The 18,919-nt window shown below is 64.9% G+C and carries 14 protein-coding genes; 13 read left to right on the forward strand and 1 reads right to left on the reverse strand.

The genetic code is table 11. The features are described 5' to 3' along the window. Positions 1–6: 6 nt before the first annotated feature. The 7 genes from Mal64_RS03810 to Mal64_RS03840 all read left to right on the forward strand — a co-directional run bounded on the left by Mal64_RS03810 (position 7) and on the right by Mal64_RS03840 (position 8,868). Positions 7–2,292: a beta-L-arabinofuranosidase domain-containing protein gene (locus tag Mal64_RS03810; RefSeq protein ID WP_197525426.1), complete on the forward strand. Its 2,286-nt coding sequence runs from the start codon at positions 7–9 to the stop codon at positions 2,290–2,292. 146 nt (positions 2,293–2,438) lie between these two features. Continuing rightward, complete coding sequence (locus Mal64_RS03815; protein WP_146397214.1) at positions 2,439–3,875, forward strand: purine-cytosine permease family protein; 1,437 nt, start codon at positions 2,439–2,441, stop codon at positions 3,873–3,875. Continuing rightward, positions 3,872–4,072: a hypothetical protein gene (locus tag Mal64_RS03820; protein WP_146397216.1), complete on the forward strand. Its 201-nt coding sequence runs from the start codon at positions 3,872–3,874 to the stop codon at positions 4,070–4,072. Before Mal64_RS03815 ends, Mal64_RS03820 begins: the two co-directional genes overlap by 4 nt. Continuing rightward, positions 4,069–5,136, forward strand: coding sequence for an NAD(P)-dependent alcohol dehydrogenase (locus Mal64_RS03825; protein ID WP_197525427.1), 1,068 nt, complete (start codon positions 4,069–4,071; stop codon positions 5,134–5,136). Before Mal64_RS03820 ends, Mal64_RS03825 begins: the two co-directional genes overlap by 4 nt. A 71-nt stretch (positions 5,137–5,207) precedes the next feature. Then, on the forward strand, positions 5,208–6,014 hold the full coding sequence (locus Mal64_RS03830) for an SDR family oxidoreductase (RefSeq protein ID WP_197525428.1): 807 nt from the start codon (positions 5,208–5,210) through the stop codon (positions 6,012–6,014). A 27-nt stretch (positions 6,015–6,041) separates the two neighbouring features. After that, entirely contained in the window at positions 6,042–7,091 is a 1,050-nt protein-coding gene (locus tag Mal64_RS03835; RefSeq protein ID WP_146397218.1) for a M23 family metallopeptidase, read from the forward strand. 76 nt (positions 7,092–7,167) lie between these two features. Then, positions 7,168–8,868 carry a sialidase family protein gene (locus Mal64_RS03840; protein WP_146397219.1) on the forward strand — a complete coding sequence of 567 codons (1,701 nt, stop codon included), beginning with the start codon at positions 7,168–7,170 and terminating at the stop codon, positions 8,866–8,868. A 46-nt stretch (positions 8,869–8,914) separates the two neighbouring features. Here Mal64_RS03840 and Mal64_RS03845 read toward each other — a convergent pair whose 3' ends face one another. Beyond that, entirely contained in the window at positions 8,915–10,231 is a 1,317-nt protein-coding gene (locus Mal64_RS03845) for a serine hydrolase domain-containing protein (protein ID WP_197525429.1), read from the reverse strand. Positions 10,232–10,642: 411 nt separating this feature from the next. On the opposite strand from Mal64_RS03845, the gene Mal64_RS03850 reads away from it, so the two are divergent. The 6 genes from Mal64_RS03850 to Mal64_RS03875 all read left to right on the forward strand — a co-directional run bounded on the left by Mal64_RS03850 (position 10,643) and on the right by Mal64_RS03875 (position 18,907). Further along, the gene (locus Mal64_RS03850; RefSeq protein WP_146397223.1) at positions 10,643–11,674 is read left to right on the forward strand and encodes a dipeptide epimerase; all 1,032 of its coding nucleotides are present in this window, start codon (positions 10,643–10,645) and stop codon (positions 11,672–11,674) included. Between the two features lie 127 nt (positions 11,675–11,801). Then, positions 11,802–13,490 (forward strand): serine hydrolase domain-containing protein, encoded by a 1,689-nt coding sequence (locus Mal64_RS03855; RefSeq protein WP_197525430.1) that lies wholly within the window; start codon positions 11,802–11,804, stop codon positions 13,488–13,490. Positions 13,491–13,568: 78 nt separating this feature from the next. Further along, entirely contained in the window at positions 13,569–14,948 is a 1,380-nt protein-coding gene (locus Mal64_RS03860; protein WP_146397227.1) for an L-serine ammonia-lyase, read from the forward strand. A 32-nt stretch (positions 14,949–14,980) separates the two neighbouring features. Next, a complete protein-coding gene (locus tag Mal64_RS03865; protein ID WP_197525431.1) occupies positions 14,981–16,120 on the forward strand; it encodes an aminotransferase class I/II-fold pyridoxal phosphate-dependent enzyme in 1,140 nt (379 codons plus the stop codon). 47 nt (positions 16,121–16,167) lie between these two features. After that, on the forward strand, positions 16,168–17,349 hold the full coding sequence (locus Mal64_RS03870) for a DUF819 family protein (RefSeq protein ID WP_146397232.1): 1,182 nt from the start codon (positions 16,168–16,170) through the stop codon (positions 17,347–17,349). A gap of 310 nt (positions 17,350–17,659) precedes the next feature. After that, positions 17,660–18,907 (forward strand): hypothetical protein, encoded by a 1,248-nt coding sequence (locus Mal64_RS03875; RefSeq protein WP_146397234.1) that lies wholly within the window; start codon positions 17,660–17,662, stop codon positions 18,905–18,907. Positions 18,908–18,919: the final 12 nt, after the last annotated feature.

An 18,919-nucleotide genomic window follows, 5' to 3' on the forward strand; every position in this document is an offset into this window, starting at 1 on the left:
GACGGTATGAAACGCAATCGAACCAGTAGCTCGACCGCCGGGCCAGACGCCGCTCGCGGCCGCCAGATCGTAGGCTTCTTGCGAAGCACACGATTCACACTCCTTGCCGCGCTGAGCGTTTGTGGAAGCCTCAGCGTTAGTGGGAACGCCACGGCGAGCGACTGGGCGGCCGAGCCGGCCATGCTCCCCTGCCCGACCGCTCGTATGGAGCTCAGCGGGACGGTCAACGACTACACACAAGCGGTCGTCGAGAACTGGCTGCTGCGGGCGCCACGCGACAATCCGGCCATGCTCGAGATGTTCGCCGACCGCGATGAGCGGCCACACCGTGAGCTCTTGCCCTGGTCGGGTGAATTCGCCGGCAAGTACCTCACCTGCCTGGTGCAGGTGCTGCGGCTCTCGGGCGATCCGCGACTCGAAGAGCTCGGCGAGGATTTCGTCGGGAAACTCGTCGCGTTGCAAGCCGACGACGGCTATCTCGGTCCTTTCCCCAAGGAAAGCCGGCTGACAGGAAAGAAGCCGAACGGCAAACGCACCTGGGACGCCTGGGGGCACTACCACGTGATGCTGGGCCTGTTGCTGTGGCACGACCAGACCGGCGACGACGCCGCGTTGGAGTGCGCCAGCCGCATCGGTGACCTGTTCTGCGACAAGTTCCTTGGCACGGACAAGCAAGTCTCCTCGATGGGGAGCGCGGAGATGAACCAGGCTGTGGTTCACTCGCTAGCGTTACTCTACAACCGCACCGGCGAGCAGAAGTATCTCGACCTGGCCAACGACATTGTCCTCGATTTCGCCGCTCCGAACGCCGGCAACTACCTGCAGGCGGGGCTCGAGGGGCTGGAGTTCTTCGAGATCCCTAAGCCGCGTTGGGAGAGCTTGCACTCGCTCATGGGCTTGGCCGAGCTCTACTGGAACACCGGCAAGCGAGACTACCGCGACGTGTTCGAGCACTACTGGTGGAGCATCGTCGAGCTCGACCGCCACAACAACGGCGGGTTCTCCTCGGGAGAACAAGCGCACGGCGACCCCTACCACCAAGGCCCGATCGAGACCTGCTGCACCGTCGCCTGGATGGCGATGAGTGTCGAGATGCTCAAGATGACCGGCGACTCGCGGGTGGCCGATGAGCTGGAGCTGTCGACCCTCAACCAAGCGGTCGGCACGTACTCTCCCGACGGCATGTGGAGCACCTACAACACGCCGATGGACGGCCGCCGGGTGCCGAGCACGGTCGACATCGCCTTCCAGATCCGACCCGGCAGCGAAGAGCTCAACTGCTGCAGCGTCAACGCGGCGCGCATGTTCGGCATGATCTCAGACTGGGCCGTCATGCGGGAGGACGACGGCCTCGTGCTCAACTGGTACGGGCCGAGCGAGTTTGAGGAACAACTGGGCGACGCCAAGGTGAGCCTGCGTCAAGAGACCGACTACCCGCGCGACGGGGCGGTCAAGCTGCACGTCGACCCGGACGAGCCGACGGAATTCACGCTGAAGCTGCGCATCCCTCACTGGTCAAAGAACACCAAGGTCGCCGTGAACGGCGACCCCGTCGAGGCGTCCCCCGGTTCCTACTTGGCGATCGACCGCCGGTGGCGGGCGGGCGACGTGGTCACGCTCGAGATCGACGAATCGATCCGCTGCTGGGTTGGCGAGAACGAGTGCGAGGGCAAGGCCGCCTTGTACCGCGGCCCGTTGCTGATGGCTTACCGCGAGCCCTCCGCGGCCAAGGTCAACTACGGCGAAGCCTGGAACGCGTACGGCCACTTCCGTGCCGCGAGCGAAGCCTCGGCCAAGGTCGAGTGCGTGTTCTACGGCGACTCGCTCGAGTGGCGTGGCTTCTACATGGACGACGCCGGCAAGGCGCGCATCACGATCGACGGCGAGGCAGTCGAGGTGGTCGACCAGTACGGACCCAAGCGGAACAAGCCGTTCGTCCGCAAGTTCAACGGACTCGGAGCTGGCAAGCACGTCGCCACGATCGAGGTGCTGGCCGAGCATCACGCCAAGTCGAAGGGCGTGTGGGTGAACATTCAAGACCTGAAGACCTCGGCCGACATCCCCACGCTGGGCCCCGAAACCATTCGGCAACCGAGCAGCATCATAGCCGTCGCCGATGGCTTCCTGGAGTGCAGCCTTCCCGGCGAAGGCCGTGCCCCTGTCAAGTTGCGTGATTTCGCGACCGTCGGCTTAGGCGGCGCGACCTATTCCTCGTGGCTGCCCGCCGAGGGAATCCCCGCGACACCCTTCAGTCGCGACAACCCCTCACGCACCTCGGTGGTCTCGCCGTGAGACCGTTGACTCCTAAGGGCAGCATTGAACACACCAACGGCACGGGTCGCTCGAGCGAGCGGCTCACGCCGCTAGGCGGGCCCAGCACGCCCGCCGCCGGCGAACGATCTCTTCAAGCAGGCGACTCATCACACAGGCGAGACGATATGGAACAAGCGGCCGAGGCCACCACGAGCGACGGCGATTACCAGAGGGAACCGGTTCCCGAAGGGTCTCGGCTTGGGTTCAAGAACTTTGTCGGCATGTACGCCGGTGAGCACACCGCCGGCACGGAGCTGATGATCGGGCCGCTGTTCGTAGCGGCCGGGGTTAGCGCGACCGACATGCTGCTCGGCTTGCTGGTTGGCAACTTGCTGGCGGTCCTCTCTTGGGTGCTGTTCACGGCGCCGATCGCCACCCGCGCCCGCCTGACGCTCTATTACCAGCTCGAACGCATCTGCGGCCGCAAGCTGGTGGTGGTCTACAACTTCGTCAACGGCGTGATGTTCTGCTTGCTGGCCGCCTCGATGATCACCGTGGCCGCCACGGCGGTCGGCGTCGGCTTCGACATCTCGATGCCGCAGCTGGACGACGTCTACCCGAACAGCCTCGGCTGGGTCGTGTCGGTCGCCTGCATCGGGGCGCTGATCTCGATCGTCGCCGCCTACGGTTACGAGACCGTTTCGCGGTTCGCGAACATCGCGGCGCCGTGGCTGGTGCTGATCTTCCTCGCCTTTGGGTTGATCGCCCTCAGGCAGTTCATCACCGCCACGGGCAAGGACATCGACTCCCTGGCCGACCTCTGGCGTATGGCGAACACCGACATTTGGAAGGGTGGCGAGCCGCTCGAAGGCAAGACCAAGTTCACCTTCTGGCACGTGATGTTCTTCGCCTGGTTCTGCAACATCGCCATGCACATGGGCATGTCGGACCTCACGGTTTTCCGCTTCGCACGCAAATCGTGGTACGGCTTCGCGACCGCCTCGGGCATGTACCTGGGACACTTCTTGGCTTGGATCGCGGCGTCGCTGCTTTACTCACTCCAGTTGTACGAAACGCCAGGCAACACCGAGGTGCTCCCCGGGCCGATGGCTTACAAGGTGCTCGGCGCCGCGGGGGTGATCTGTGTGGTGCTCGCCGGTTGGACGACGGCTAACCCAACGATCTACCGCGCCGGACTCGCGTTCCAATCGATCGTGCCGAGCGCATCGCGTTTCGCCGTCACCCTGTTTGCCGGCGCCTTGGCCACCGTGGCCGGCATGTTCCCGGCCATCGCCATGCAGTTCCTCGAGTTCATCGCCCTGTACGGGCTGGTGCTGATGCCGGTAGGGGCGGTGATCTTTGTCGACTTCTGGCTCAGCAAGAGGCTCGGCTTCCAAGACAATTACGCCGAACGCACGGGCAAGGGGTTCAACCCCGCCGCCGCGGCCGCGTGGGTTCTCACCCTAACCATCTGCATCGCCAGCGTTGTCTGGGGCGGGGTGCAAATTTACTTCGTCAGCTTGCCCGGATGGCTGATGGCGGCGGTGCTATACATCGTCGTCAGTCGTTTGATCCAGAGAAGACCCTTGGAGAGCCCCGTCGCGGAGGCCCGAACGCTATGACAGCTTTGCTCAAAACGTTGTCGCTGCTCGCGCTCGTGGGCGTGCTGGCGCCATCGGTGCTGTTCGTCGTCGACGCGATCGAACTGGAACGCGTCAAGACGCTCACCCTCGTGGCCACGGTGGCTTGGTTCGTCATCACGCCGATTTGGATGGGGCGCCACACCGTGACACAACTCGAACCCCAGGGGCAACCATGAATGTAGCCACCATGAAAACCGGCGCGCTCACCCAGGCGCTCGTGCTCGAGAGGGCGGGCGAACTGAGCCTGCGACCGATCGAGATCGAAGAGTCCATGGGGCCCAACGACGTGCGAATCGACATCCACACCGTGGGGGTGTGCGGCTCGGACGTGCACTATTACCAACACGGCAGCATCGGCCCGTTCGTGGTCAACGAGCCGATGATCCTCGGGCACGAGGCGTCGGGCACGATCAGCGAGTTAGGCTCCAGCGTGCGGGGGCTTCGCGTTGGCGACCGAGTCTGCATGGAGCCCGGAGTGCCGGACGCCGAGAGCCGCGCCGCGCGGCTCGGCATGTACAACCTCGACCCCGACGTCAGGTTCTGGGCCACGCCGCCGGTGCACGGCTGTTTGCGTCCGTCGGTGGTCCACCCGGCCGCCTACACGTTCAAGGTCCCCGACAACGTGAGCTTCGCCGAGGCGGCGATGATCGAGCCGCTCGCCGTGGGGCTGCACGCCGCGAACAAGGCGAACGTGCGGGCCGGCGACCTAGCCGTCGTGCTCGGCGCGGGGCCGATCGGCATGGTGACCGCGCTGTCGGCGCTCGCCGCCGGCGCCAGCCGTGTGGTCATCTCCGACGTGCAACAGACGAAGCTCGACCTCGCCGCGACGCTCGGCGCCATCACCCCGGTGAACGTGGCCGAGGCGTCGCTCGAGCAAGAGATCGGCCGCCTCACCGATGGCTGGGGGGCCGACGTGGTCTTCGAGGCGAGCGGCAACGAACGCGCCGCCGCGGGCGTGTTCGACTGCCTGCGGCCGGGCGGCTGCGTGGTTTACATCGGCATGCCCTCGGGGCCCATCCCCTACGACGTGCTGGCGGCTTCGGTGAAGGAGGCTCGCGTGGAGCACGTGTTCCGCTACGCGAACGTTTACCCCCAGGCGATCTCGCTGATGGCCAACGGCAAGATCGATGTCAAACCACTGATCACCGACACCTACACGTTCGCCGAGAGCGTGGAGGCCTTCGACTTCGCCGCGGCGATGCCGGCGGGGAGCGTCAAGGTGCAGATCGCTTTGGGCTAACGCTTTGCGTCGCATCGGCCATGCGTCGCACGCAAACATTTCTGAGGGACAGGCAACAGGCGGGATGAATTATGAGTATTGATATATCGGGGCCCCTGCGGTTCCACAGCGGCGTTCGAGTGGGGACCAATGCAAAAAGCGAAGGCATGCGGATCGACCTCACCGGCAAGCAGGCCATGGTAACCGGCGCCGGCAAAGGCATCGGCCGCACGATCGCCACTCTGCTGACCGAATGCGGGGCGGAGGTCGTCGCGTTGAGTCGCACCCGTGAGGACCTCGATTCGCTCTCCAGCGAGATCGGCTGCCGCACGCTCGTGACCGACCTTGAAGACCCCGAGGCCGCGGCCGAGGCGGCCCGGCAAGCGGGAGACGTCGACCTGCTGATCAACAACGCCGGCATATCGATCCCGCAGCCGTTCCTCAACACCTCGGTCGAGTCGCTCGACCGCACGATGTCGGTCAACCTGCGTTCGGTGCTGGTTGTCAGTCAGATCGTCGCCAGGGGCATGATCGAACGGGGCGTGGGAGGTTCGATCGTCAACATCTCGAGCCAGGCGTCGCTCGTGGCGCTAGCCGATCACGCCTCTTACTGCGCTTCGAAGGGCGCCCTCGATCAATTGACCCGCGTGATGGCCCTCGAACTCGGGCCACACGGCATCCGTGTCAATTCGGTCAACCCGACGGTCACGCTCACGCCGATGGGCGAGATGGCGTGGGCCGAGCCGAGCAAACGCGACGCGATGCTCGCCAAGATCCCCTTGGGTCGCTTCGCCAAGCCGAACGAGATCGCTCAGGCTGTCGCTTTCTTGCTCAGTGATCACAGCGGGATGATCAACGGAGTCACACTGCCGATCGACGGCGGCTACCTCATTGCTTGATCCCCCTTGAAGAGGATTGGCGCCAATATGAAAAGAGACACCATGACCGATAGCAATATTGCTGGCCGCATGCTCCTTCAGGCCGCGTTCCTAGGCCTGGCCGTGATGGCGGCCGGCGACGCCAACGCCCAGACCAAGCTGGTTTGGCCGATCGAAGGTACGCCCTTCGAGGAGTGGTCGATCGGCAACTACGTCGACCTCGACACGCGTCCCGTCGCCCGCCGCGATTACCGGGGCGGAAGGATCACCTACGACGGCCACGACGCCCTCGACATCGGTCTGCCTCACTTCCGCGCCATGGAAGAGGGGTACGACATCTACGCCGCCGCCGCCGGCACGGTCACCTTCGCTAAAGATGGCGAGTACGACCGCTACAGCTTCTCCAACCCGGCGCCCCCGGGCGAATCGGGCAACTACGTCGTGATCGATCACGGCGACGGTCTGACCACGCTGTACGGTCACATGCGTAAGGATTCGGTCGCGGTCACCGCCGGTCAAACCGTGGCGGCGGGCGAGGTCATCGGCCAGATCGGCAGCTCCGGACAGTCGACCGGCCCGCACCTGCACTTCACGGTGCGGGTCCACGGGCAGGCGGTAGAGACCTTTCTCGACCCCGATGCGTGGTGGGACGACCCGCTGCCGTACTCGGGCGAAGTGGCGACCGTGATGGACTCAGGGATCGCCAGTGATTGGCCCACCACCGAAGAAGTCGAGTACGGGGTGGAGCATCAGGGGGTGTTCCAGGCCCAGTCGACCGGCCAGCTGGTCGTGATGTGGAACTACCTGTTCGGCATCGCCGAAGGCTCGTCGGTCAGCCTGAAGATCCACCGTCCGAACGGCAGCGTGTTCTCGGACTTCGCGTGGATCCAGCAAGGCTTGGGCGGCGGGTACTGGAACCACGGCGTCGTGCTGCCGCCGAACCCCGAGTTGGGGCTGTGGCGCTCGGAGCTCACCGTCAACGGTTCGGTCCTCACGAGCAACCCCTTCCGGATAGTCATCCCCGAGCCCTCGTCGGGCTTGTTGCTCGCGGTTGCGGTGGGGACGCTCCGCATCGCTCGCCGTCGGCGTCGCGGCTGATCCACACAGCTGATCCACACCGCTCTGCCGCTCACCACGCGCTCTCCCTTTCACGATTTCCGAACACAAGAAGCCGATGCGCCTCCCGACCAACGTAGCCTCGATCAGTCGCCTGACAGTCTTGTTGTTCGCCGCGCAGTGCTGCGGTGTTTGCGCGGCTGCGGATCTCTCCGAGCAGAGCAGCGCGGTGCTCGCCCCGCTTGAATGGGAAACCGGCGTGCTCGAGCCGGGCGCACGGGCGTTTCTGGATGTCGAGTTCGGCTTTGAGAACGTGCCGGAGGAACTCGCCGGGCGTGAGTTCCTGCGCACGAACCTGCTCGGGACACGCAAAGTGAGTGTCGAGGCGGGGGCCGTGTACGCCATCACGCCGAGCAAAGGTTCCGGCGAGTTCTCCCAGGCGACGGAACTCGAGCGGCTCGGCTTCCGCCGAGTGGACGATATCGAAGAGTTCGAGGCCTTCGGCGGCGATTGGGCCGGCACGCCTTGCAGCGTCTACACGAAGCACGTCGAGGCCGATGAGCGGATCGACATCGTCTCGCCCGAAATCGTGCTGAAGTCTTACCCCTCGGCCGACGACCCGCAGACCATCCCTTACCGCCAGAACAAGTGGTGCGTGATCGTCGCCCGGGCGCCGGCGGCCAGCGGGACGATCGGCGATCTTGCGCCCGAGCCGCGGTCGGTGTTCAACCCGCCGCTGGCGCAGGATTACACGATCGCCGCCGAGACGCCGAGCCTCGCGTACTTCGTTCACGACCCGGGCATGATCCGGTTGCCCAACGGAGAGTTACTCTCATTCAGCCCATGCTGGAAGCGTCCTTCGCGGGTCGGCAAGGCCGAGGGCGCCTACGTGATCATCACCAAGAGCGTCGACGGCGGGAAAACGTGGCGCCGGCTGCCCGACCTGCCCTACGCCGAGGCGACGCCGTTCGTGGTCAAGGGCAAGCTTTATTTGTTCACCCAACCGAAGCAGCACCACGACGTGCACTTCGTGCGCAGCGACGACAACGGCGAGTCGTGGTCCGACCCGGTGAAGGTGCTCGACGGGCCGTATTGGAACTGCCAAACCAGCTACGTCGAGAAGGACGGATTCCTCTATTGGGTGCTCGACAAACGCCACCAAGGCACGGTCGCGATCGCCGGCGATCTGTCGATGGACCTGCTCGACCCCCAGGCGTGGCGGATCTCCAACGTCCTCGATCCCGTCATGACGCCGCCCGAATTCCGCCCCCACGGGGTCGAGCGATACGCTGACGCGGAGCAGCAGAGCAAGTTTCGCGACTGGAATCTCGAGGGCAACGTGATGCTCGTGGGCGACCGGATGCGGATCGCCGCGCGGGTGAACCCCAACCCGGGGGGCACGCCGGCGATCGCCACGCTGTTCGATCTCACCGACGAGGACGGCGAGCTCAAGCTAACCTATGACCAACACTACCCGTGGCCCGGTGGGCAGAGCAAGTTCGCTATCGTGCAGGACCCGGTAACAAAGCTCTTCTGGATGGCGTGCAACGTCTCCGCGGGGCCGATGGTCAAGGGCCACGCCCCCGACCGCCGCTACCTGATGCTCTACTTCGGCCACGACGGCATGAACTGGCTGCCGGCCGGATGCGTAGCCTTCGCCCCCACGCCCAGCCAATCGTTCATGTACCCCTCGATTCAGATCGACGGCGACGACTTGGTCGTGCTGTCCCGCAGCGGACGCGAGTCGGGTCACTTCCACGACGCCAACCTTTCGACCTTCCACCGCGTCAAGCGGTTCCGTTCGCTGGCGTGGTATTAATCGCCGTCCCCGGCGGCCGCAAGCGTCTCTCCTGCATAAGAGCCGATCACGGCTCTGTCGGTTCGCTCGCCGCTCCGGCTTGCGAGGGAACCGTGGTGCGCTGCATCAGCTCCATTAATTCCGGCAAGATCGCGTCGCAAAAATGCCAAGTGAACTCGGACTTCCTCGAATTGCAGAGCAACGCGTAGCTCACGCCGTCGCTCTGGCACACCAGCAGCGAGCTGGCGCCGGACAACGACCCGAGGTGGTTCATCCGCAGGCCTTCGCCGTCCCCGCCGGGGATGACTCGCCAGCCCAGCCCGTAGAAGTTGGGCGTCGGCTCTCCCTGTGGGGTGTAGCCGGCCGCGCCGCCCGGCCGCTCGGTGGTCGCCGTGAGCGAAGAGGCGGACAGAAGCGATTCGTCCGGCTTGCCGTAGTAGGCCGAGCCGTAACGCGCCATGTCGCTCGCCGTGGCGATCCAGCCGCCGTGGGCGTCCATCGCCTCCAGGTTCCAGGCGCCATAGGGCTTTGCAACGCGGCGTTCGGCTGCAAAGACCGACGGGCCATAGCCGGGGTCGTAATACTTCACCTCACGCTCGGCGCGAAACCGAGGCAGCGTGCGGCCGAGTTGCGCGTCGGTCACCCCCGCCGGGGCGAGCACCCGCTGCTGGACGAAGTCGCCGTACGCCATGCCGCTTGTGTGCTCGATCACCCGGCCGAGCAGGCAATAGCCGAAATTCGAGTAGCAGTACCGCTCGCCCGGGGCGAAGTCGAGAGGCCGGCTGAGCGTGCTGTGGATCGTGTCTTTCAAGGTCGCGGGCGGCGTCTTTCCCAGCGCCGTGGCGATGCGGATCGAGTCGAACATCGGGTCGCCCGAAACGCCGCGATCCCAACCCGCCCGATGCTGCAACAGATGCCGAATGGTGACCTCGCTAAGGCGTTCATCGCGACCCGGTCCCTCCGCGGGAAGAAACGCCGAGCCTTGCAAGACGTCGAGCAGCTTCGATTCGAGGTTCAACTCGCCCGCTTCTACCAAACGAAGTACGGCGGTGGCGGTCAGCGGTTTCGACAGGCTGGCGATCCGGAAGCGGCTAGCAGGACGAACCGGCTGGCGGAGCTCTTGATCGGCGTAGCCAAATCCGCGGGCGTAGAGCACCACCCCCTGGCGTACGACAGCAACCGAGGCGCCGGGGATCTGATGCTTTGCGAGCTGAGCGGCGAGGAATTCCTCCAGCGGGGCCGCCCACTCGGGCGTTGGCGGTGTGTTGGCGGCAGCGTCTTCGGACGCTTCGCTCGTCGCGTGAAGGCTTTCGCCCGTGGCGCCGCCAGCCAAAGCGATAACGCCGATCAAGGAGAACGTTGCCAGTCGGAATGCAGCGAGCATGAACGGGTCCCTGGGTGGGCTGGGCGGGGTCAAGAGACGGTTGGCTACAAGCGCCAAGCGCCTCTTGCTCGGAGGATGAAAAACGGCGGCCGAGAGCGGCGTATCGCCATCCCTGACCATCGGCGCGCCCGTGTGCGAAGGCAAGGAGAATATGTGTCTGACATCATGAGCCTAACGCCGCTGAACACGCCATTGCGACTCGCCGGGTAGGGAACGTCTTTTTTGGGGAGCACGCAAAGAAGCGTGACGCATGACGCACCGCGAAACACAACAAGACGCCACGTTGGGTGAAGCCTCGACGGCCGGATGACAGCGAACCTACCGACGTATGGCCGTGTTCACCGAGGGGCTTACCGCCACGGCGGGGACAAATCTTCAATGCTTCCTTCGACACCGTGAGGAGATTATCAGGTGAAACTGCACACCCAAGTCATGACATTAAGGCTCGCCAGGCCGTTCATCATCTCGCGTGGCGCCATTACCACGCAGAAGACGGTGATTGTTCGTCTCGAAGAGGCGGGCGAGATCGGATACGGCGAGGTGACCGAGAACGATTTTTACGAGCACTCGGCCGAATCGATCTTGGCGTCGATCGAGCGCGTCAGGCCACTGGTCGAGGCGTGCGGGTCGCTCGACGCCCAAGAGCTGTGGGCCTCGCTTTGTGACCCGCTCAAGAACGACCTGTTCGCACTGTGCGCCATCGACATCGCGGCTCACGACCTGCAGTCGAAGCTCGCGGGTCGGCGCTGTCACGAGAGCTTGGGACTTGAGTGGGTCCCCGGTCCCGAGTCGAGCCTGACGCTCAGCATCGGAACGCCTGAAGAGGTTATTGAAGAGTACAAGCTGAACCCCGGTTGGGCGGGCTACAAGCTCAAGCTCGGCACGGAGCACGACTTGGAGGTTGTTCGCCGCCTGCGTGAGGAGACCGACGCCGTTCTGCGGATCGACGCCAATTGCGCCTGGAGCGTTGAAGAGACTATCGAAAACTCTTTCGCCATGCGTGAGTTGGGCGTCGAGTTTCTCGAGCAACCGCTGTCGCGCACCGCCCGGGTCGAAGAGTTGGTCAAGGTGTTTGAGGAGTCCGCCTTGCCCGTGATCGCCGACGAAAGCTGCTGCGTCGCTTCGGACGTGCGGCTTTGCGTCGACCGCTTTCATGGCGTCAACATCAAGCTCTGCAAGTGCGGCGGCTTGACTCCCGCCGTGCGGATGCTGCGCGAGGCCCGGTCGCTCGGGCTCAAGACGATGGTCGGCTGCATGATCGAGACTTCGATCGGCATCACCGCGGCGGCGCAGTTGCTGCCGCTGCTGGACTACTGCGACCTCGACGGCGCGCTGCTGCTCGCCGAGGACCCGGCGACCGGCGCGGAGGTGCGGCAAGGCAAAGTGTCGCTGCCCGACGCGCCGGGTTGCGGCGGAAGGCTCGCCGAAACGGCTTTCGCCTAGAGAAGGCGCATGAAGAAACCACAACTATCCACCAACGCTTCCCCGCCCGCCGAGACGCGCCATGTTGATTCCAAGCCTTCCCCCCTTGTCGAGCCGTCTGCGTGCCATCGCTCTCGTCTTGCCTCTCGTGCTGACGATTAGCGACACCCACGCCGCCGATCCTGTGACGGACTACGAGCCTGTGATCACCCGACTAGAGTCGTTCATCACCGCCGAGCTGCAAGCCAAGCAACTGCCCGCCGCCTCGATCGCCTTGGTGGCGGACGATCGTGTGGTGTGGTCCGCTGGGTTCGGGCCAGCGAAACAAGAAGGGCCCCCCGCGTCGGTCGACACGACCTACCGCGTTGGGTCGGTCTCCAAGCTGTTCAACGCCCTGGCGGTGATGCGGCTGGTCGCCGAGGGGAAAGTCGATCTCGACGAGGACGTGCGGACGTACCTGCCCGACTTCGCACCGCAGAATCCGTTCGATAAGCCGATCACGCTGCGGCTGTTGATGTCGCACCAGTCGGGCCTGGTGCGCGAGTCGCCCCTGGGAAGCTACTTCGACGCGACTTCCCCGACAATCGCCGCCACGGTCGCCTCGCTCAACGACACCACCGTGCTGCTCGAGCCGGGCTCGAAGACGAAATACTCCAATGCGGCGGTAACGGTCGCTGGTTTGGTCGTCGAGCGTGTGTCAGGTCAGCCCTACTCGCAGTACGTGCAACGCGCAGTGTTAGAGCCGTTGGGAATGGGGTCGAGTTCGTTCCGGCCGACCGAGGCGATTAACGCCCGGTTGCCCGATGCTTGGATGTGGTCGTTTCACAGCGACCCTTTCCCAGCGCCGACGTTCGACATGGGCATACTGCCGGCCGGCAACCTGTGCTCCACGGTCACCGATTTGTCGAAAATGCTGATCGTCATGCTGGGCGATCAGCCCCCCGCATCGCTTGGGATCGACCGTGCTTTGCTCGATTCGATGATCCGACCGGCCAGCCCCGACAGCGTCGCGGGGCACGAGTACGGCATCGCCTTCCGTCTCGGCGAACTCGACGGCCGCCCCACCTTTGGACACGGCGGCGCCGTGTACGGTTACGCGACTCAGTTCAAAGGATTGAGAGACGAGAAGATCGGCGTGGTCGTCGCTCTCGCCCAGGACTGCGCGAACGGCGAGACCAACCGCATCGGCGACTACGCCCTGCGGCTGATGCTAGCGCACCGCGCCGGGGAACCGCTGCCCGAGATCTCCACCTCCGGTCCTTTAGCGGCGGGCGAGGCAAAGCAGATGGCGGGGCGCTACACCAACGGCAGCGGGCAGGCGATCGAGATTTACGCCAAGGGAGAGCGGGCCTTTCTGAAGCACGGCCATTGGATGGGCGAGCTGCGCTGCGCGAGCGACGGCTACCTGATCGACGACGTTCTGCGGCACGGCCCCGCGTTGCAATGGGATGGCGCCGATGGCGTGATCCTATTGGACGGCAAGGAGTGGCGCCCGACCGACGACGAGAACGCGGCGTGCCCGCCGGAGTGGCGTGAGCTGGTTGGCGAGTACGGCTGGGACCACAACGTCATGTACATCTACGAAGACCACGGGCGGTTGCGTTCGCTCATCGAGTGGTTCTTCGACTACCCGCTCACCGAGCTAGGCGAAGACGCATTCGCTTTCCCCGATTCGGGACTATACCACGACGAGAAGGTGGTTTTTAGACGCAACGAGCACGGAGAGATCACACACGCCGTGGCGGGCGGTGTCGCCTTCCCGCGCCGGCCGTCGAGCGGCGCCGACGACTCGGCTTCTCCTTACGCCCGTATCGCGCCTGACAGGCAAGCTGAATAGACGCCCGATTATTCAGCGTCTCCTCATCGTCAGACTTCCGAGTGCTCGCCTCCCATCTACTGCTACGAAACGAACCACATGTCATTCAGCGTTCTTGAGCTGTTCACGATCGGCATCGGCCCCTCGAGCTCGCACTCGGTGGGGCCGATGCGCGCCGCCTGTCGATTTGTCACCGGGCTTAGCGATGCAGGCGTGATGGCAAAATGCGACCGCATTGAAGTGCGGTTGTACGGCTCGCTTGCGTTGACCGGCAAAGGGCACGGCACCGACATGGCGGTGATGCTCGGCCTCGAAGGGGCGGAGCCCGAGACAGTCGACCCCGACACGATCGAGACGCGGATCAGCGCGATGCGGGAATCTCGGCAATGCCAGTTGCCGGGCGGGCCTCGCATCTTGTTCCGCGAAGAAAGCGACCTCCTCTTCCTCCGCAAAGAGACACTGCCTTTCCATCCAAACGGCATGGAGTTCTTCGCCCTCGACGAGCAAGGTGCGGTCCTAGCCACGCACAAGTGTTACTCGGTGGGTGGCGGGTTTCTGGTCAACGAAGACGAGACCGACGCATCCCAACCCGCCGCGGCGCCCGTCGCAGTCCAGTACCCGTTCGCGACGGGGAAGGAGCTGCTCGATGCCGCGACGCAGCATTCGCTGTCGATCAGTGAGGTCATGCTCGCCAACGAGACTTCCTGGCGCAGCGAGGAGGATACTCGCGACAGGTTGCTGATCGTTTGGAACGCGATGCGAGACTGTGTGAAACGGGGTCTCGAGCGGCCCGGCGTGCTGCCGGGCGGGCTCAAGGTGCGGCGCCGTGCGCCCGAGCTTTACCAGTCGCTAAGCAAGCGGAGCGACGCGTCGTCGCAGGGGCCGACCGCCGCGATGGACTGGGTCAACTTGTTCGCCATGGCTGTGGCGGAGGAGAACGCCGCCGGCAGCCGGGTGGTCACCGCCCCCACCAACGGAGCGGCCGGGGTCATCCCGGCGGTGCTCCATTACTACGACCGCTTCATCCCGGGGGCGTGCGACGCGGGCGCCGTGCGGTTCCTGCTCACGGCGGGCGCCATCGGCAAGCTCTACAAGCTCAACGCCTCGCTCTCCGGCGCCGAGGTCGGCTGCCAGGGAGAGATCGGCGTCGCCTGTTCGATGGCCGCCGGCGCGTTGGCCGAGGTCCTGGGGGGCTCGCCACAGCAGGTCGAGATGGCGGCCGAGATCGGCATGGAGCACAACCTGGGGCTGACCTGCGACCCGATCGGCGGGCTGGTGCAAGTGCCGTGCATCGAGCGGTGCGCGATGGCGGCCGTCAAGGCGATCAACGCCAGCAGCATGGCGCTCAACAGCGACGGCGCCCACCACGTGAGCCTCGACCGTGTCATACGGACGATGCGCGAGACCGGTCGCGACATGCTGACCAAGTACAAGGAAACATCGCGTGGCGGCCTGGCGGTTGCGTACACGGAATGCTGAGCGATCAGCCAACAGAGCGAGCCATCCCTCTCATGCACATGATGCAAACCGGCCCCGGGCCGAGAACCACCGTCGACGGCAAGGAGTATCTTTACTTCTGCGGCACCGGCTACCTCGGACTCCAGAACGACCCGAGGCTGCTCGAGGCGGCCTGCGAGGCGACTCGCCAGTTCGGCCTGGGCACGGCTACCTCGCGCAGCGGTTACGGCACGTCGTCGCCCGTCGCCGAGGTGGAGCGCCTGGCCGCCAACTACTGGGGCTGCGAGAGCGCGTTCTACTTTGCCTCGGGCTACATGGGCAACCACGTCGTGCTGTCGGCCTTGGCCGAATCGGTGGACGCCGTGTTTCTCGACGCCTACGCGCACTACAGCATCGTCGACGCGTGCCGCAGCTTCGACTTGCCGGTAGAAACGTTCAACCACCGCGATCCCCAATCTCTCAGCGAGGCGCTGAGCGCGAGCCTCCTTCCTAGGCAGCGGCCGTTGGTGATGAGCGACGGGGTGTTCGCCTCGAGTGGGGCCTTGGCGCCGGCCAACGACTATCTGGCGGTGCTAGCCGCTTACGAGGGCGCCGCCCTATGCCTGGACGACTGCCACGCCTTCGGCGTCCTGGGCGCCAGCGGCCGTGGCTCCTTCGAGCACCACGGCGTGGACCTCGACCGGATCAACCAAACCCCGGACCACGACCCAGCGACGGGCGTCCGACTGTTCGCCGTCGGCACGCTTAGCAAGGCGTTCGGCGCTTACGGTGGGATCGTGTGTGGCTCTCGGGTGTTTATCGACCTAGCCCGACGCAGTTCGCACTACTACAGCGGCGCGAGCGCCCCGCCCACCCCGGTGGCCGCCGCCGCGGCCGCCGCTTTGCAACTGATTGCCGAGAACCCCGAACGGATCGCTCGGGTCCAGCAAAACGCCCGTCGGCTCAAGCAGGGACTCAAGTCATTGGGGCTCACGACCGATGACGCCCCCACGCCGATCGCGGGGCTTGAGATCGGGAACGAGCAGAACATGCGTCGCATCCAGCAAGCGATGGCGGCCGACGGCGTGCTGATTGCCTATTCGCCGGAATATTCAGGCATTGGCCCAGAGGGCGCCCTGCGGATCTCGGTGTTCGCCACGCACAGCGGAGAGGATTTGCTGCAGCTGCTGGACTGCTTGTCGCGGCGCCTGTAGGGCGTTCCGATGACCTGAGAGACCCACTTTCCCTCGAACGATCGACCATGAACACACTGATCAGCCCCAACGACACGTGGACCTTGTGGGCGGTGATTGTCGCCGGCACGGCGGCCTCGATTTGGCTCGAGCACACCTACAAGTGGGCGGCTAAGCTGAGCGGCCCAGTCCTGGCGTTGGTGATCGCGATGGCGCTCTCGAACACCTCGATCATGCCGGCCGAGGCGCCCAGCTACGCATTCGTGGGCGATTTTCTGGTGCCGCTGGCGATCCCGCTGCTGCTGATGCGGGCGAACTTCTTCCGGATCGCGAGGAACACCGGCTGGATGTTCATCGCCTTCCACATCAGCGTCTTCGGCACCGTGCTCGGCGCCGTGCTGGCGACCTTGCTGCTCAACGGCCACGTCGACCAGATCGCCGAGGTGGCGGCGATCATGACCGCCAGTTACAGCGGGGGAGGTGTCAACTTCTTCGCCGTGCGCGAGTCGTTCGGCGTGAGTGAGAACCTCACGAACCCGCTGCTCGTGGCCGACAACTTCATCATGGCGGGGATGATCCTGATCCTCATCTCGATCGCCGGCAATGCGTGGTTCCGACGCCACTACAACGCCCCGCACGCAACCGCGGCGGACGAAGACGAGGGCCCCGCCCAGGAGCAGTGGCGGCGCAAGCCGGTCAGCATGATGGACATCGCCGCGGGCTTGGCCGTGGCTTTCGTCGTCATCGCCTGCGCCCACCTGACGCACGACCTCTTGACGAGAAGCTTCGCCGAATCGGTCGTCGTCACCATCCTTGGCAATCTGTTTGTACTGATCACTTTCTATTCGATGCTGGCCGCCACGTGCTTCGGCCGGATCGTCGAGAAGATCAACGGTTCCGAGGAGATCGGCGGCTTCTTGCTGTACGTCTTCCTCTTCGCGATCGGCCTGCCGGCCGACATCCCGGCCGTCATCCAGAACGCCCCGGTGCTCCTGATTTTCTGTCTCATCATGGCGATGACGAACCTGATCGTGACTCTGCTGATAGGGCGACTGCTCCGAATCAATCTCGAAGACCTGTTGATCAGCGTCAGCGCAACGCTCGGCGGACCGCCCACGGCGCTCGCATTGACGATCGCCAAAGGCTGGCCCAAGCTCGCCGCGCCGGCGCTGTTGGTCGGCATCTGGGGCTATGTGATCGGCACCCTGCTGGGGGTGATGGTCGGTGAGCTGTTGCGGCGCTTCGTCTGACAGGCCCACTTCCGGCTGCTAATCAATAGACAGCGCATTGGTTTTGTATCGCGTGCGATCCACACGCACAAAAAAGCTCGCTTCGAGAGACACGCATTCTCCTTGTGATCGATTCTGCCCCCTGGAAACATAGACAAAGTAGTTTGCTCCTTCGCTGAATTCTTGACGCAGCAACTTGATGGCGGGTGAGCGCCGCAATTCGAAAGCGACCGTGTCCGGCGCCGCTTGAGCTTCTGGACCACGAGCCCGCTAGCGGGCGAAGCTTGCTGAACAACTTTCTGACGCACCACGAACGAATAGGTCAGTTCCAATGAAGATGCGACAACTGGGATACACGGCGGCATGGGCGGCGGGCGCGTTGGTGATGGCGGGCGAGGCGATGGCCGTCTCCGTAGCGGTGCCGAACTCGCAATTCGAGGCCCCTGGATTGGTCGCCACCGCGGCGCCGACCGAGAGCCGCGGCTCCTGGGGACTCGCCGCGTGGGCAGGCGGGAGCATCAGCGCCTACTCACCCGCAACCGCGTACCCGAGTCAGGACGGCGGCAACGTCGGATCGCTCTCGATCGGCGGAGCCCAGTCGGGCGGTTCGGCCTTCTACCAAGACGCCGTGCTGATCAAGGAAGGAACCTACGAGCTCACGGTGGGTGTCGCGCAAGAGCCCGGCGCCGAACCGACCACCGAGCCGTTCCGGATCAATTTCGAGTCGACCGGTTTCGGCCCCCCCACGGCGCTCCTGGGCGAAAACGATTTTGCCCTGGGCTCCTTCAGCAACACCGATCTGACGGACGTTACGGCGACCATCAGCATCCCCAGCGGCTCGCCCGAGATTGGCCGCTACCTGCGCCCCGTGCTTCTGCTCACCGGTCAAGACGCCGGCGCCAACCCCAGCGACCCGCGGGCGAGCTACGACCTCGACAACGTCCAACTGCAATACACGGCCCCGGGTGGCGCCCCGGAGTCGCTGGCCGTGGGCCAACATTCTTTTGACCCCTTGGTGTGGCAGCGGCCTGCCGGATCAGGCGGCAACGCCGGCGAGTACCGCCCGCTGGCGCCGGTCTTCGCCAATCAGGTTGGCGATCAGCTGGGTTTCATCTCGCTGCGTGACCACGCGGGCTCCTGGGGCGCTCTCTACCAAGACGTGACCACGATCGGCGAAGGGACCTACACCATGACGATCGGGGTCGCTCACGAGCCCGGCTACGAACCGTTAGCCGCTCCGTTGTCGCTCAACTTCGAAGCGGTCGGCGGCGGGTTGCCCACCACCCTGATCGGTGCGAACACGATCCCGCTGGGGGCGATCAGCAACAACGAGTTCACCGAGATCACGGTCTCCGTGAACGTTCCCGTCGGCGCCGCGCAGATCGGCCAAGACCTGAGGCTCGTGATGGTCGCCGCGGGACAAGAGGCGGGCTCGAATCCGCAAGACCCGCGAGCCACTTATCTCTTGGACAACGTGCGGCTCGATTTTGTGGCGACGCCCGAGCCCACCTCGGCTGCGCTGGCGTGCCTGGTCATTACCGCCGGCGCGTGCCGCCGCGGGTCGCGCCGGCGATCTTAGCGGGCGCCTCCA

It is taken from the genome of Pseudobythopirellula maris, from assembly GCF_007859945.1.
Classification (GTDB): domain Bacteria; phylum Planctomycetota; class Planctomycetia; order Pirellulales; family Lacipirellulaceae; genus Pseudobythopirellula; species Pseudobythopirellula maris.

What these genes read in the sequence shown, in the direction of transcription:
- Mal64_RS03810 (WP_197525426.1), top strand. Translation starts at nt 7, where the DNA reads ATGAAACGCAATCGAACCAGTAGCTCGACCGCCGGGCCAGACGCCGCT.
- Mal64_RS03815 (WP_146397214.1), top strand. Translation starts at nt 2,439, where the DNA reads ATGGAACAAGCGGCCGAGGCCACCACGAGCGACGGCGATTACCAGAGG.
- Mal64_RS03820 (WP_146397216.1), top strand. Translation starts at nt 3,872, where the DNA reads ATGACAGCTTTGCTCAAAACGTTGTCGCTGCTCGCGCTCGTGGGCGTG.
- Mal64_RS03825 (WP_197525427.1), top strand. Translation starts at nt 4,069, where the DNA reads ATGAATGTAGCCACCATGAAAACCGGCGCGCTCACCCAGGCGCTCGTG.
- Mal64_RS03830 (WP_197525428.1), top strand. Translation starts at nt 5,208, where the DNA reads ATGAGTATTGATATATCGGGGCCCCTGCGGTTCCACAGCGGCGTTCGA.
- Mal64_RS03835 (WP_146397218.1), top strand. Translation starts at nt 6,042, where the DNA reads ATGAAAAGAGACACCATGACCGATAGCAATATTGCTGGCCGCATGCTC.
- Mal64_RS03840 (WP_146397219.1), top strand. Translation starts at nt 7,168, where the DNA reads ATGCGCCTCCCGACCAACGTAGCCTCGATCAGTCGCCTGACAGTCTTG.
- Mal64_RS03845 (WP_197525429.1), bottom strand. Translation starts at nt 10,231, where the DNA reads ATGCTCGCTGCATTCCGACTGGCAACGTTCTCCTTGATCGGCGTTATC.
- Mal64_RS03860 (WP_146397227.1), top strand. Translation starts at nt 13,569, where the DNA reads ATGTCATTCAGCGTTCTTGAGCTGTTCACGATCGGCATCGGCCCCTCG.
- Mal64_RS03865 (WP_197525431.1), top strand. Translation starts at nt 14,981, where the DNA reads ATGCACATGATGCAAACCGGCCCCGGGCCGAGAACCACCGTCGACGGC.
- Mal64_RS03870 (WP_146397232.1), top strand. Translation starts at nt 16,168, where the DNA reads ATGAACACACTGATCAGCCCCAACGACACGTGGACCTTGTGGGCGGTG.
- Mal64_RS03875 (WP_146397234.1), top strand. Translation starts at nt 17,660, where the DNA reads ATGAAGATGCGACAACTGGGATACACGGCGGCATGGGCGGCGGGCGCG.